This window comes from Candidatus Tectomicrobia bacterium (assembly GCA_016192135.1).
Taxonomy (GTDB): Bacteria; UBA8248; UBA8248; order UBA8248; family UBA8248; genus 2-12-FULL-69-37.
The window spans coordinates 194288-208676 of the sequence record JACPUR010000041.1 but is presented as its reverse complement, the minus strand read 5'-3'; the positions used below and the strand labels follow the sequence as shown (position 1 = coordinate 208676).

The 14389-nt window shown below is 70.3% G+C and carries 13 protein-coding genes; all 13 read left to right on the top strand.

All coding sequences use genetic code 11. From position 1 onward, the window contains the following. Positions 1-9: 9 nt before the first annotated feature. Entirely contained in the window at positions 10-1056 is a 1047-nt protein-coding gene (locus HYZ11_18460) for a MoxR family ATPase (GenBank protein ID MBI3129596.1), read from the top strand. Continuing rightward, complete coding sequence (locus tag HYZ11_18455) at positions 1053-1979, top strand: DUF58 domain-containing protein (protein ID MBI3129595.1); 927 nt, start codon at positions 1053-1055, stop codon at positions 1977-1979. The genes HYZ11_18460 and HYZ11_18455 overlap by 4 nt, the downstream gene beginning before the upstream one ends. A 9-nt stretch (positions 1980-1988) precedes the next feature. After that, entirely contained in the window at positions 1989-4127 is a 2139-nt protein-coding gene (locus tag HYZ11_18450) for a BatA domain-containing protein (GenBank protein ID MBI3129594.1), read from the top strand. A gap of 86 nt (positions 4128-4213) precedes the next feature. After that, the gene (locus HYZ11_18445; protein ID MBI3129593.1) at positions 4214-5143 is read left to right on the top strand and encodes an NYN domain-containing protein; all 930 of its coding nucleotides are present in this window, start codon (positions 4214-4216) and stop codon (positions 5141-5143) included. 363 nt (positions 5144-5506) lie between these two features. Beyond that, a complete protein-coding gene (locus HYZ11_18440) occupies positions 5507-6367 on the top strand; it encodes a phosphoenolpyruvate hydrolase family protein (GenBank protein MBI3129592.1) in 861 nt (286 codons plus the stop codon). 23 nt (positions 6368-6390) lie between these two features. Next, the gene (locus HYZ11_18435; GenBank protein ID MBI3129591.1) at positions 6391-7665 is read left to right on the top strand and encodes a Tm-1-like ATP-binding domain-containing protein; all 1275 of its coding nucleotides are present in this window, start codon (positions 6391-6393) and stop codon (positions 7663-7665) included. Further along, positions 7662-9368, top strand: coding sequence for an FAD-dependent oxidoreductase (locus HYZ11_18430; GenBank protein MBI3129590.1), 1707 nt, complete (start codon positions 7662-7664; stop codon positions 9366-9368). Before HYZ11_18435 ends, HYZ11_18430 begins: the two co-directional genes overlap by 4 nt. Positions 9369-9394: 26 nt before the next feature. Further along, positions 9395-10306: an NAD(P)-dependent oxidoreductase gene (locus tag HYZ11_18425; protein MBI3129589.1), complete on the top strand. Its 912-nt coding sequence runs from the start codon at positions 9395-9397 to the stop codon at positions 10304-10306. A gap of 58 nt (positions 10307-10364) precedes the next feature. Then, positions 10365-10979, top strand: coding sequence for a UbiX family flavin prenyltransferase (locus HYZ11_18420; GenBank protein ID MBI3129588.1), 615 nt, complete (start codon positions 10365-10367; stop codon positions 10977-10979). Positions 10980-10988: 9 nt separating this feature from the next. Then, entirely contained in the window at positions 10989-11198 is a 210-nt protein-coding gene (locus tag HYZ11_18415; GenBank protein ID MBI3129587.1) for a hypothetical protein, read from the top strand. Further along, the gene (gene fdrA / locus HYZ11_18410; GenBank protein MBI3129586.1) at positions 11199-12740 is read left to right on the top strand and encodes an acyl-CoA synthetase FdrA; all 1542 of its coding nucleotides are present in this window, start codon (positions 11199-11201) and stop codon (positions 12738-12740) included. Then, positions 12737-12925, top strand: coding sequence for a fdrA domain protein (locus HYZ11_18405; protein ID MBI3129585.1), 189 nt, complete (start codon positions 12737-12739; stop codon positions 12923-12925). The genes fdrA and HYZ11_18405 overlap by 4 nt, the downstream gene beginning before the upstream one ends. 30 nt (positions 12926-12955) lie before the next feature. Next, on the top strand, positions 12956-14308 hold the full coding sequence (locus HYZ11_18400) for an amidase (GenBank protein MBI3129584.1): 1353 nt from the start codon (positions 12956-12958) through the stop codon (positions 14306-14308). Positions 14309-14389: the final 81 nt, after the last annotated feature.

Below are 14389 nucleotides of genomic sequence, written 5' to 3'. Positions count from 1 at the left end.
GTGGAGCGAATGAGCGAGACACGCGAGCAGGCGATGGCGCAGCGGCCGATGGGCGCCGTGGACGTGGAGGTCGCCCGCGAGATTGGCCGCAAGCGGGACCAGATCATCGAGCAGGTGCGGAAGGTGATCGTCGGGCAGGGCTCCGTCATCGAGTTGGTGATGATCGCCCTTCTCGCGCGGGGCCACTGCCTCCTGATGGGGGTTCCGGGCCTGGCCAAGACCCTCCTGATCCGGACCCTCGCCCAGGTGCTCCAGCTCGACTTCAACCGCATCCAGTTCACGCCCGACCTCATGCCCTCGGACATCACGGGCACCGACATCCTGGACGAGTCGGCCGAGGGGCGGCGCATTTTCCGCTTCATCAAGGGCCCCGTCTTCACGCAGATCCTGCTGGCCGACGAGATCAACCGGACGCCGCCCAAGACCCAGGCGGCCCTCCTCCAAGCCATGCAGGAGCAGCGGGTGACGGCGGGCGGCCAGACCCACGCGCTCCCGCCGCCCTTCTTTGTCCTCGCCACCCAGAACCCCGTCGAGCAGGAGGGGACCTATCCGCTGCCCGAGGCCCAGCTCGACCGCTTCATGTTCGAGATCGGGGTGGACTATCCGACCTTCGAGGAAGAGGCCTCCATCGTGGCCCAGACGACCTCGGACTACGACCCGGTCCTGGAGAAGGTTCTCGAGGCCGGCCAGATTCTCGCCTTCCAGGACCTGGTCCGCCGCGTCCCGGCCGCGCCCTACGTGGTGGAGTACGCTGTCTCGCTGGCGAGGGCCTCCCGCCCCACCGACGAGGCCGCGCCATCTTTCGTGCGCGAGTTCGTCGAGTGGGGGGCCGGCCCCCGGGCCAGCCAGTACCTCATGCTGGGGGCGCGGGCCCGTGCCCTGCTGCGGGGCCGCTACGCCGCCTCCATCGAGGATGTGCGGGCGCTCGCCCAGCCGGTGCTTCGGCACCGCATCTTGGTCAACTTCCGCGGCCAGGCCGAGGGCATGAGCCCGGTGAACCTCATCGGAAGGCTCCTTGAGACGGTGAAACCCCCGGCCGAGGCGGAGGGCGAGTGAGCGCGTTCTTCTCCTCCAAGGAGGATACCCGCGGGGGCGTCTCCCCCTATTTCGACCCCTCGGTCGTGGCGCGCATCTCGAGCTTGGAGCTGCGCGCGCGCCACGTGGTGGAAGGCCTGATGAGCGGCATCCACCGCAGCCGCGCCCGCGGCTTCAGCGTGGAGTTCGAGGAGCACCGGGCCTACTCCCCGGGCGACGAGCTCCGGCACATCGACTGGAAGGCCTTCGGCAAGTTCGACCGCTATCTCGTCAAGCAGTACGAGGACGAGACCAACCTCCGCGCCCACCTGGTGGTGGACGCCAGCGGCTCGATGGACTACGGCGAGGGCGCCCTGACCAAGTGGGGCTACGCTGCCACCCTCGCGGCCTCGCTGGCCCACCTCCTGCTCCGGCAGTCCGACGCGGTGGGACTCATGCTGAGCCATGAGAAGGAGGAGCGGATGCTGCCGGCGAAAGCCGTCCGGGGCCACCTCTCCGGCCTCCTGGCGGGGCTGGATGCCGGGCGCCCCGCCGGAGGGACGGGCATCGCCCGCTCCCTGGAGCGGCTGGCGGAGGGTATCCGGCGGCGGGGCATGGTCGTCGTCATCTCGGATCTGCTCGACGATCCCGCGGTGGTGGCCCGGGGCCTGAGCCTGCTCCGGCTGAAGGGGAACGACGTCATCATCTTCCACATCCTGGACGAGGCCGAGCTGGAGTTTCCCTTCGAGGGGCTGGCCCGCATGGAGGACGTGGAGACGGATCGCAACATCACGGTGGAGTGCGAGGTGGTGAAGGACCCCTATCTCGGCATCCTCCGGGAGTTCCTGGACGGGACCCGGGAGCGCTGCCGCTCCCAGGGCATCGACTACGTGCTTCTCTCCACTGCAGAGCCGCTGGATCGGGGTCTAGTCCGCTTCCTGGCCTGGCGGGCCAAGGCGAGATAGGGGAGGGCCATGGGCTTTCAGTTCTTCCACAGCCTGCTGCTATGGGGCTTGGGGCTGGTGCTCCTGCCTATCCTCATCCATCTGCTGCGTAGGCGGCTCGTCCGCCGGCACAAGCTGCCGACGTTCGAGTTCCTCCTGCGTACCCAGCGCCGGATGACGACGCGGAGCCGGCTGCGCAACTGGATTCTCCTTGCGCTGCGGGTGTCGGCGGTGGCGGTGGTGGTTCTCCTCTCGGCGAGGCCGCTCCTGCAGATGGCCGGCGGGGAGTCCGGGAGCGCGTGGTCCCCGCTCCACCTGGTCATCGTGCTGGACAACTCCGGGAGCATGGCCTACCGGACGGCGAGCGGGACCCGGCTGGAGGTGGCCCGGAAGGCCGCCGAGGGGTTGATCCGGGATCTCTCGTCCTCGGATCGGGTGACGATCCTGGCGACGGTGGGCGAGCAGGGGGAAGGGCCGCCTCCGCCCCTCCTGCGGGACCAGGCTCTCGCGCGCCTGGCCTCCATCGGCCAGACGGACGCGGCGGGCGACACCGCCCTGGCCATCCGGCGGGCGCTCGAGAGCCTGAGCATCCCGGCCGACCGCCGGACGGTGATGGTCTTCAGCGACTTCGCCCGGGGCGACTGGGACAAGGTGCGGGTCCAGGGGCTGCGCCGGCTGACGCCTCATACCCAGCTCCAGATGGTCCGGGTGGCGCCCGAGGCGGGGACCGAGGACGTTCTTATTGGGGGTGTCACCCTGCGCCCCTGGCCTCCGCGCGCGGGCGCGCCCTTCAGCGTATCGGTCCGGGTGGTGAACCGGGGCGGCGCGGCCAAGGAGAGGGTGCCGGTTTCACTCTACCTGGGGGACGATCGAATCGCCTCCTCGGAGCTGAGCCTGCAGCCCGGGGGCGACGGCGGCACGAGCTTCCGCGTGCGCGCGCCGGAGAAAGGTGTCCTGCTCGGCCGGGTCGAGCTGGGTCCGGACGCCCTGGAAACCACCAACCGGCATCACTTCGCCGCGACCATGGGGCAGCAGCTCCGTGTCCTGCTCGTGGACGGCGACCCCCAGCGCGGGCTCCTCGACAGCGACACGTTCTACCTGGCCTCCGCCCTGCGCGCGGCGCCGCCGGGCGGGGATTCCCCCATGCTGGTGGACGTGGTGGCCCATTATGAGATCGAGAAGGTGAAGTGGGAGGATTACGACTTCGTCGCCTCCTGCAACGTGGGGAACTGGCCTCCCGAGGCGGCCTCCTCGCTCCAGCGCTTCATCGAGAGCGGTGGAGGTTTTCTGATGGCGGGGGGGGACCTCGCGGCGCGCTCCCTGCCGGGTGGCGGATGGCTGCCGGCCGTGGCGGGGCAGCCGCGCCCGCTGAGCCCGCCGGGGCATCCGGCGGTCCCGGTGAACCTGCAGGAGCATCCCGTTTTCGCGGCCCTGGGGCAGAATCCGGGGAGGTTCTTCTCCCGGGTGCGGATCGGCAAGATCCTCCCCTTGTCGCCTTCGGGCCAGGCGGTGCCCCTGCTCACCCTGACCGACGGCACCCCTCTCCTGGTGGCCGGGCCCGTGGGCAGCGGGCGGGCGGCCATCTGGGCCGCGACCTGCGACCGGGACTGGGGCGACCTCCCCGTGCATCCGGTCTTCGTGCCCTTCGCCCGGGGGCTGGTGGATTTCCTCGGGGGGCGCGCGAAGGGGAGGGGCTCCTCGTTCCAGGACGCGGGGCTGCCCCTGGAAGTGCGGCCATCGGGTGCGCAGGAGGAGTCGGTGCGGATCCGGAACCCCCGTGGTGAGGAGATCGCCCTCCGGCTGGAGACCCCCCGGGCGCCGGCGCGGCCCGGCCCCCCGGCCGCTCCGGAGCGGCCCTCCCCCCCGCCGGCCCGGCAGGGCAGCTTCACGCGCACCGAGCAGGCGGGCTTCTACCAGGTCCTGTTCGCCGGGGAGGCCCCTCAGATCATCGCCGTGAATCCGCCCGCCTCCGAGGGGGAGCTGGATCCCCTCAGCGAGTCCGCCCTTCGGGAGCGCCTCCCGGGAGTCCGGATCGCCTTCAGCTCCATCCGCGCCGGTGAGGGCAATCCGGCCCGCATGGTCGAGGGGCGGACCGACCTGGGCCCGCTCCTCTTCCTCCTCCTCGCCGGCCTGCTGGTGGTGGAGGGGAGGCTGGCCGATCACAGCTAGGTCCCCTTTCGCCGATTACCTCCGGTATGGTAGGGATAAAGAAACCCGGCCGCGCTGGCCGGCCGCCCCGGGGGGCGCCTGAAAGGATGAAAATGGCGGAACGGAGCGAGGAAATCGCCCTTTACATCGATTTCGAGAACCTCGCGCATGGCTTTCGGACGGCGCAGGAGGAGTTCGACATCGATCGGGTGCTGGCCCGGCTCGTGGAAAAGGGCAAGGTGGTGATGAAGCGGGCCTACTGCGACTGGTCCCGCTACGCGAAGTTCAAGGCGCCTCTCCACGAGGCTGGAATCGAGCTGGTGGAGATCCCCCGGCGGTCCATGACCGGCAAGAACTCGGCCGACATCCGGCTCGTCGTGGACGCGATGGACCTGTGCTTCTCGAAGGAGCACATCGGGACCTTCGTCATCGCCTCGGGCGACAGCGACTTCTCCCCCCTCGTCTCGAAGCTCAAGGAGAACGGCAAGCACGTCATCGGGCTCGGGATGAAGAACTCGACCTCGGAGCTCCTGGTTTCGAATTGCGACGAATTCATCTTCTATGAGCACCTGGAGACGCCGGAGGCGACCCATCCCCGCATCTCCCCCGATTTGCCCAAGCAGAAGCGCGAGGCGTTCGGGCTGCTGCTCGATTCGGTGGACGCCCTCCAGCGCGAGAACGTGGGTATTCTCTGGTCTTCCATGGTCAAGGAGACGATGAAGCGCAAGCGGCCCTCCTTCACCGAGCGGAGCCACGGCTACCGGACATTCAGCGACCTGCTCGAGGACGCCCAGCGCCACGGCCTGGTATCCCTGCGCAAGGACGAGCGGAGCGGGAGCTACGTCGTCACGGGCCTGGGAGGCGCGCGCTCCAACGGCCACGGAGCGGCCGGCCGGGAGGAGGCCCCTCCTCCCCCTGCGGCACCGGCCAAGCGGTCTCCGGCCCGGCGGCGCAGCCGGAGAAAAGCCTCCGAGAAGGGCGAGGCTCCGGCCGCCGAGGCCCCGATGCCCGAAGCGCCGGCGGACGAGGACGCCTAGGCGGCAGCCAGGGGCCGGCCCGGGGAGACGAGAGTGGCCCCGTGCCGCCCCGCCCTGCGAAGGGCGGAGCGGCTCGGGCGGAAACGGGGCCACAAGAGGAATGACATACGGCGAAATGAAACGAGCCTCGTTGCAGAGGCAGACGATAATTTTCCCATAACGGCCCTCTTGCCTGCAACTATTCCATCCCGCAAAGGGGGTATCGGTGGGAAGGTCATGCTAGAATTAACTTTAGGTTTTTACTAATAATCCAAATGATTTCAGCTATTTATATGCTTGATATTCACCTGATGTATCAGTTGCGGCTCCGTCGGCCCGGGCCGTTGGTGAAGGTCGGGCGAAGCCATCCGGGAGGGGGGAGCCATGGCGGGGAATTTCACGCGGGAAGAGGTGGTCGCGCGGCTTCATGCGGAGCGGCGGTCGGGGCGGGCCGTCTACGACGCCCTCTGCGGCAGCGGCATCACGGCCAAGTTCGCCGCCCGGGGCGGCGCCGATCTCGTGAGCACCTTCAACCTCGCCTATTTCCGGATGCAGGGTCTGAGCTCCATGGCGGGCTATCTCCCCATCGGGGACGCCAACGCCATCACTCTCGAGCTGGGCGAGCGCTCCATCCTGAACGTGGTGAAAGAGTGCCCGGTCGTGGCCGGAGTGCTGGGGGCCGACCCGACCCGGAACATGGAGCGCTTCGTGGACCGGCTGGCCGGGGCGGGCTTCCACGGTGTGATGAACTGTCCAACGGTCGCCCTCATCGACGGCAAGTTCCGCAGCGATCTCGAGGAAACCGGGATGGGCTACGCGAGGGAGGTGGAGGTCCTGGCCTACGCCCACCGCCGAGGGCTCTTCACAAAGGCCTTCTGCACCACCCCCGAGGAAGCCCTCGCCATGGCCGAGGCCGGGGTGGACAACATCATCGTCCACTTCGGGAATAGCTCCGGCGGCTCCATCGGATCGAAGACCGTCATGGGGCTGGAGCCTGCCGCCCAACGGGCGGCGTCCCTCCTCGACGCCCTGGCTCCCCGGCACGCGGACCGCATCGTCACCTGCCACGGCGGGACGCTGGAGCGCCCGGCCGACTTCGAGGCGTTGCTCGCGCTGGAAGGAAGGCTCGACGGCTACGTCGGGGGCTCCTCCGCCGAGCGCTTCCCGATCGAGGAGGCCGTCCCCAAGGCCACCCAGGCCTTCAAGGCCATCCGGACCCGGAGGGAGGGGGTCCTCTCCCGCTAGTCCACAGGCGGAGAACCGCCCGCATGCCCGATCCCATCGTGACCGTCCTGGCCACCTTGGACAGCAAGGGGGAGGAAGCGCGGTGCGCCTGCGAGGCGCTCCGGCGCGCCGGGGCCGTTCCGCGCCTGGTGGACACCTCTTGCCGGCCGCATGCCGCCCCGGGAGATTATCTCCCCGCCGGGCGGCTGGCCGAAGAGGCGGGCCGGCGCTGGGAGGAGCTGGCCCCGATGGAGCGCGGCGCCGCGGCCGACGTGATCGTCGCCGGGGGGCGGAAGGTGCTTTCCGCCTGGCTCCGGGAGGGGGAGCTGGCGGGGGTCCTGGGGCTGGGCGGGGCGAATGGCGCCAACATCGCCTGCGGCATCATGCGGGCGCTGCCCCCCCTCCTGCCCAAGGTCATGGTCAGCCCGGTGGCCGCCACCGCGGCGGTGCAGTGGTTCGTGGCCGAGAGCGACATCGCCATGTTCCCCTCCATTGGGGACTTCTCCCTCAACCGGTTCACCCGGGCCATCATCGGGAGCGCCTCCCTGGCGGCGGCCGCGATGGCCCGGGGGTGGGCCACTCGGAGTGGCGCGGCGGAGAAGAAAATTCCGCTGGTCGGCGTCTCCTCCTTCGGGGGGACGGCGGCCTGCGTGAACCGGGTGGAGGCCAGGCTCCGGGAGGCGGGCTTCGAGGTCATCCTGTTTCACGCCTCGGGCCCGGGGGGCCGGGCGCTGGAGTCCCTCGCGCGGCTGGGCGAGCTGGCCGGGGTGGTGGACGTGACCACCCATGAGATGACGGACCTCCTGGTGGGCGGCGTCTACAGCGCCGGCGAGGGCCGCCTGCGGGGGGCCGGGGAGGCGGGAATCCCCCAGGTGGTTGTGCCGGGGGCGCTCGATCACGCGAACTTCTGGGCGGGCCAGGTGCCCGAGGCCTACCGGGGCCGGGCCTTCTTCCGCTATAACCCGCAAAACCTGCTGATGCGCACCAATGAGGAGGAATTCGAGGCCCTGGGGCGGATGGTGGCCGAGCGCCTGAACGCGGCCAAGGGGCCCTTCGCGGTTCTCATCCCCAAGCGGGGCTACAGCGAGCACACGAAGCGCGCGGCCCACGACCTCGAGGGGCGGCCCGTGGGCCCCTGGCTCCAGCCCGAGGCGGACGCCGCCTTCGCCCGCTCCCTGCGGGCGCACCTGAAGAGGGGAAGGGCCGAGGAGCTGGACCTGCACATCAACGACCCGGCCTTCGCGGACGCCTGCGCCGACGCCTTCCTGGAGATGGCGCGCGCAGGGGCGGGGGCCCCGGCCGGAGGAGAGGGCGGTTGAGCATACCGGTGGAGCTTCACGAGACGGACGTCCTCATCGCCGGCGGGGGGGCGGCGGGCACCCTGGCCGCCTTCGAGTGCGCCGAGGCGGGGGTGCGCGTCATCCAGGCCACCAAGGGCCGCGCCACCAGCGGGACGACCACGGTCGCCCGGGGGGGCTTCGCCGCCGCCCTGGCGCCCGGCGACAGCCCGGAGCTGCACCTCAAGGAGATCCTCGAGCACGGGGGCGAGCTGATCGACCCCGGGCTGGCCCGCGTCTGGGTGTACGGCATCATCGACGTGGTGCGCGACCTGGCGAGCTGGGGCGCCGAGTTTATCCGGGACGAAAACGAGCGGCTCGACCTCAAGATGTTCCCGACCCACAGCCATCCCCGCGCCCTCCACCACTACGACACGACGGGAAACATGGTGACGAAGGTGCTCTCCCGGCGCCTCCGGGGGGACGCCCGCATCGCGCAACACCCCCACACCGCCATCGTGGACCTCGTGACGGAGGGCGGGCGGATCGCGGGCGCCTGGGGGGTGGACTACTCCCGGGGCCGGCTCGTGACCTACGCGGCGCGCGAGATCATTCTCTGCACGGGTGGGGGAAGCGGGCTCTTTTTCGTGAACGACAATCCGCCCCAGGTGACGGGGGACGGCTACGTCCTGGGCTTCCGCGCGGGGGCGCCCCTCCTGGGCATCGAGTTGATCGACTTCCAGGCCATGTGCTGCGCGCCGGAGGAGCTCTTCGGCTTCGCGCCGCACCCGACAGGGTTCATCAACGCGGGCGCCATCTTCCGCAACCGGGACGGGGAGGCCTTCCTCAAGCGCTACTTCCCCGAGACGGCCGAGCAGAGCACCCGTAGCGAGGTCATCCTGGCCATGGCCCAGGAGATCCACGCGGGCCGCGCCGGGAAGACGGGGGGCATCTTCATGGACGCCACCCGCGTGCCCATGGAGGTCATCCAGAAGCAGATCCCCCACGTCTACAAGACCTGCCTCTCGCGCGGCATCGACATCACCAAGACTCCCCTGGAAGTCGCCCCGGGCAGCCACACCTGGCTGGGGGGGCTCCAGATCGACGCGGACGGCCGCACCCCCGTCCCCGGTCTCTGGGCCGCGGGGGAGACGGCGGGGGGCATCCACGGCGGGAACCGCATCGGAGGCTCCGCCCTCTCGGCCGCCCTCGTGTTCGGGCGCCGGGCGGGCCGGGCGGCCTCGGCGGCGGCCCGGAGCGGGGCCGGCAAGGCCCCGGGGAGGATCGCCCTCCCTGAGGCGGAGCGCGCCTGGGTGGAGGAGCTGATCGACCGGAGGGAGGGTCCGCTCCAGGCGGATGTCCGGCTGCGCTGCCGGATGCTGGCCCACGAGAAGCTCGGGCCCATCCGGGACGCCCGGGGCTGCGCCGAGGCCTTGGAGGAGTATGAGCGCATCGAGCGCGAGGAGATGCCCCGGATGCGCCTGGCGGATGAGGCCCATGCCTCCGACAAGGCGCAGGGACAGGAGCTGGAGAGCGCCCTCTCGGTTCGGAACTTGGCCCTCCTGGGGCGCCTCCTGGCCACGGCCTCCCTGCGGAGGGAGGAAAGCCGGGGGGCCCACTTCAGGCTCGACTTCCCAGAGCGGGACGACGCGCGTTGGCGGGTGGTCACCCGGCTGGAGCGGGGGCCGGTCGGGGAGATCTGGTTTTCGACCGAGCCAGTGAAAGAACATCAACCAATTGCCTGATTTCAGTTATTTAGGTGGAGATGCTAATGAAAAACATGAAGACAGGCGTGGTGGGCCTCGGGAACATGGGCGGGGGGATCGCGCGCAACTTCGCCAAGGCGCGGGTCCCTCTCGTGGTGTGGGACATCTCCCCGGCCGCCCGCAGGAAGTTCGAGGGGATGAAGGGGGTCGAAGTCGCGGCGCCGGGCGAGATGGTCAAGGCCTGCGACCTGATCATCTTCGTCGTCCCCAGTTCCAAGGAGGTGGCCCAGTGCCTCCGGGGCGGGAAGGGCATCCTCGCGAACGGCCAGCCCGGCACCGTCCTCTGCGACTTCACTACCTCCGACCCCGCCGCCACTTTGAAGCTGGCCAGGCTGGCGGCGAAGAAGGGAATGGCCTATTTGGACGCCGGCATGAGCGGGGGAGCCACCGGCGCCGAGGCCGGCACACTGACTCTGATGATGGGGGGCGACAAGAAAGCCTTCGCCCGCATCGAGAAACGTCTCGCGCCCATCGCCTCCAAGCTCTTCCTCCTCGGCCCCGCAGGCTCGGGGCACACCCTCAAGCTCGTCCACAACCTCGTGACCCACTCCATCTTCATGGCCACCTGCGAGGGGTGCCGCATGGCCGAGCGGTCGGGCATCCGGCTCCAGGACGTGATCGAGGTCTTCAACGTGGCCAACGCCCGCAGCTACGCCAGCCAGTTCCGCTTCCCCAGGCACATCCTCTCCAAGAAGTGGGACGCGAAATCCCGAGTCTACAACCTGCTCAAGGACCTTACGATGGCGGTCGGCATGGGGAAGCGCCTGGGCGCGGACACCTCCTACGGCACCGTGACCCGCAACTTCCTCCAGAAGGCCGCCGCGCTTGGGATGCTGGAGAAGGACTACTCGCTCCTCTACCGGGACTTCGAGAAAATCCGGAAGAACCGCTCCCGCCGGGCGCTGAAGGTCTCCTAGCCCCCGCCCGCGGGACGAGGTAAGATAAGTCATCACTTTTACAATAAGGGAATGACGCATGAAGCTCGTGGTCGGGATTACCGGTGCCTCGGGGGCCCTCTACGGGGTCCGCTTCATGGAGGTGCTCCGCGAGGCCTACCCGGACGTGGAGACCCACCTGGTGATCTCGAAGGCCGGCCTCCGGGTGCTCCAGCACGAGACGGGCCTCGACCTCAAGGACCTGGGGGCCTGGGCGAGCGTCGTCCACCCGGAGGGAGACATCGGGGCGCGGCCCGCGAGCGGAAGCGCCGGCTTCGACGCCATGGCCGTCATCCCGTGCTCCATGAAGACGCTGGGCCAGATTGCCGCAGGGACGGGAGACAATCTCGTGGGCCGGGCGGCGGACGTGATCCTGAAGGAGGGCCGCAGGCTCGTGCTCGTCCCGCGGGAGATGCCGCTCTCGGCCATCCACCTGGAGAACATGCTCAAGCTCTCCCGGCTAGGGGTGATGATCCTGCCCGCCTCGCCGGGCTTTTACTTCGGCCCGAAGACGCTGGACGACTTGGTGAACCACGTGGTGGGGAAGACCTTGGATTCGCTGGGCCTCGAGCAGAAGCTCTTCGAGCGCTGGAAGGGCCAGTTCCCCGAGCGCAGGGGCGGGGCGGTGCCCGAGCGCCGGGCGGAGACGAACTGAGGAGGACGCATGGACCGGCAGGAGAGCGAGCGGGAGGTGGCGGAGCGCATCGAGGCGGCGGCCCAGGCTGTCTTCGGCCTGCCCCGGGACGATCGCTCCCGGAAGGCCGCCCAGGAGATGGCGGGCATGCTGGCGCGGATCGACGCCGCCGCACTCGCCAAGGAGGAAGAGCCCATCATGCCCGCCTACCGCCGGGAGAAGGAGGGGGGGGATCGCTGAGTGGCGCTCCGGAGCATCGTCCTCCCATCGTTCTACCAGGACTCGGTGGCGCTCATGCGGGTCGCCCAGGCCCTCCGGGGTGGGGAGGGGGTGCGGGAAGCGGCCGCCCTCATGGGCACTCCCTCCAACCACGGCATCCTCGCGCAGGCCGGTCTCGCCTCGGTCGTCATCGAAAAGGCGGGCCCCAATGATCTGATCCTGGCCGTCCTGGCCGACAGTGGTTCCATCGCGGAAGAGGCGCTGGCCGAGGCGCAGGAGCTTCTCTTCCGGCGCCGCGCTCCCGCGGTCCCTGGGACGGCCGCTTCCCCCCGGTCCCTCGACGCCGCCCTGCGGCTCCTGCCTGGAGCGAACCTGGCCGCCATCTCCGTCCCGGGCCCCTTCGCCAAGCGGGAGGCCATGCGTGCCCTGCGGAGCGGGCTGAACGTCTTTCTCTTCAGCGACAACGTGCCCGTCGAGGCCGAGGTGGAGCTCAAGCGCGAGGCCCTCGCACGGGGGCTCCTCTGCATGGGCCCGGACTGCGGGACGGCCTACCTGAACGGGACGCCCGTCGGTTTCGCCAACGTGGTGCCCCGAGGCCGGGTGGGCATCGTGGCCGCCTCGGGCACGGGCCTTCAGGCGGTGGCATGCCGCCTGGCGGGGCTGGGGGAGGGCATCTCGCACGGGATCGGGGTCGGCGGCCGGGACCTGACGGCGAGGGTGGGCGGTGCGATGACCTTCCTGGTCCTGGATCTCCTCAAGCGCGATCCAAGGACCGAGATCATTGTGCTCATCTCGAAGCCCCCGGAGGCGGAAGTGCTCGCCCCTCTCGAACGGGCGCTGGCGGAGATGGGAAAGCCCGCCGTTGTCTGCTGCCTGGGCGCGAAGCCTCCGGCCAAGAGCACAGCGCGGTGGGTGGAAACCCTGGAGGACGCCGCCCAGGCCGCCGCCGCGCTGCTGAAAAGGGCGCCTTGGGCGCCCCGGCCCTTCTCCGACCCGGAGGATGTCCGTTCGCGCCTCGCGCGCCTGCAAGGCGGAGCCCGCCTCGGGAGCCTCCTGGGTCTCTACACGGGCGGAACGCTGGCCCACGAGGCCCACCTTCTCCTCGAACCTCTCCTGGGGAGGATTCCGTACAACGAAGAACGAGGGGATTCCCCCCACCGCATCGTGGACCTGGGGGACGATGCCTACACCGTCGGCAAACCGCATCCCATGCTCGACCCGGGGGCACGGGCCGAATGGGTGCGCCGGGCGGGCGGGGCCGGGGAGGCGGGGGTGCTGCTCCTCGACCTGGTGCTGGGCAAGGCGGCCCATGCGGATCCCGCGAAGGCCCTCTCGGAGGCGGTGCGCGCCGCCCGGGCCGACGCCGCGAAAGGGGGAAGGGTCCTGCACGCGGTGGCATCGGTGGTGGGCACCGAACGCGACCCACAGGGGATGGCGGGCCAAATCCGGCGGTTGGAGGAGGCGGGGGTGGAGGTGCTCCCCTCAAACGCGGAGGCCTGCCGGTTATTGGCGCTGCTCCTCAAGCCCGGGCTGGCCGGGCGAATGCCGGAGGAGGCCTCGTGAGCCTGGAAAGCCTGATGGGCGGCCCGCTCCGGGTGGTGAACCTGGGGCTCGAGCTCTTCGCCGAAGAGCTGCGCGCGGAGGGAGCCGAGGTGGTCCATGTGGACTGGCGGCCCCCGGCGGGCGGGAATCCGCGTCTGGCCCGGCTGCTGGAGGGCCTGGAGGAACTGGACCGGCGGGAGGATTGAGGCTTCGTTCGCTACGACGGGAGGTGAAAAGTGGCGGGAGAGGCATGGCGGCTGACGTTGAGCGAGGGCCTGCGGCGGCTGGATGAGGGGACGCTCACGGCGGCCGAGTGGACGCGCTCGCTCCTGGAGCGGATCGAGGCCTGCGAGGATCGGGTCAAGGCCTGGGTCCAGGTGGACCGCGAGGGCGCGCTCGCCGCAGCCCGGGCGGCGGACGAGCGGCGCAAGGCGGGAGGCGCCCACGCGCTGGCGGGGGCGCCCGTGGCCTTCAAGGACATCATCGACGTCCGGGGTATGCTCCGGGAGGCCAACTCCCCGCTCTACAAGGGCTACGTCCCGAAGAAAGACGCCGCGGCCGCCGCGCGCCTGCGGGCCGCCGGCGCCGTCCTTCTGGGCAAGACGGTGACCACCCAGTTCGCCACCTCCGACCCCGCCGAGACGCGGAATCCCTGGAACCCGGTCCACAGCCCGGGCGGATCGAGCAGCGGCTCGGCCGCCGCGGTGGCGGCGGGCATGGCGCCCGCCGCGCTGGGGAGCCAGACGGGCGGCTCGGTCCTCCGGCCCTCGACCTTCTGCGGAGTGGTGGGTTTCAAGCCCACCTACGGGCGCATCCCCCGGACGGGAATGGTGACGGTGTCCTGGTCGCTCGACCATGTCGGCATCATCTGCCGCGCCGCGGAAGACGCCGCCCGCCTCCTCACGGCGCTGGCGGGGCCGGACGCGGAGGACGACGGCTCGCTCGAGGCGCCGGCGGAGGACTTTGCCGCCGCCTCCGCGCCCCGGAAGCCGGGCCGGGTGTGCTTTCTCAAGGAGGACTTTCTCCCGCGCTCCAGCCGGGAAGTGGCGGAGTGGACGGAGCGGGGGGCGGCCCGGCTGAAGGAGAAGGGGGTCGCGGTGGAGGAGGGAAGGCTCCCGGTGGACTTCGACCAGCTCCATGCGGCCCACCGCATCATCATGCGGGTCGAGGCGGCGGCTTACCACGGCCGCATGTTCCGGGAGAACATGGACGCCTATTCGCCGGAAATCAGGCACAACATCTCGAGCGGCCTGATGGTGCCGGCCGTGCACTACGTGCAGGCCCAGCGCCTGCGCGCCCGTCTCGCCCGCGAGATGGGCCGCCTCCTCGGGCGCTGCGACCTGGTGATGTTTCCCTCGATGGTGGAGGCGCCTCCCATCCGGGAAAAATCCACCGGCAACGCGCTCTTCCAGGAACCCCTCACCCAGGCGGGGCTCCCCGCGATTGCCCTGCCGTTGGGGCGGGGGGAGGGGAACCTCCCCGTAGGGATCCAGCTGGGGGCGGGCCGGCTGCGCGAGGCCGGCCTCTTGAGCGCCGCGCGCTGGTGCGAGGCGGAGCTGGGGTGGAGGTCCGAAATCGCTCCCGCCTAGACGCCGGTTCCTTGCCTGCGTGGACTGCCTCCGATATAGTCAGGCATCATACTCACGTGCGGGTTCGATCCAGTTTCGGCC

Coding starts and splice junctions, on each gene's coding strand:
- HYZ11_18460 (MBI3129596.1), top strand. CDS start 10: ATGAGCGAGACACGCGAGCAGGCGATGGCGCAGCGGCCGATGGGCGCC.
- HYZ11_18420 (MBI3129588.1), top strand. CDS start 10,365: ATGAAGCTCGTGGTCGGGATTACCGGTGCCTCGGGGGCCCTCTACGGG.
- HYZ11_18435 (MBI3129591.1), top strand. CDS start 6,391: ATGCCCGATCCCATCGTGACCGTCCTGGCCACCTTGGACAGCAAGGGG.
- HYZ11_18425 (MBI3129589.1), top strand. CDS start 9,395: ATGAAAAACATGAAGACAGGCGTGGTGGGCCTCGGGAACATGGGCGGG.
- HYZ11_18450 (MBI3129594.1), top strand. CDS start 1,989: ATGGGCTTTCAGTTCTTCCACAGCCTGCTGCTATGGGGCTTGGGGCTG.
- HYZ11_18445 (MBI3129593.1), top strand. CDS start 4,214: ATGAAAATGGCGGAACGGAGCGAGGAAATCGCCCTTTACATCGATTTC.
- HYZ11_18415 (MBI3129587.1), top strand. CDS start 10,989: ATGGACCGGCAGGAGAGCGAGCGGGAGGTGGCGGAGCGCATCGAGGCG.
- HYZ11_18440 (MBI3129592.1), top strand. CDS start 5,507: ATGGCGGGGAATTTCACGCGGGAAGAGGTGGTCGCGCGGCTTCATGCG.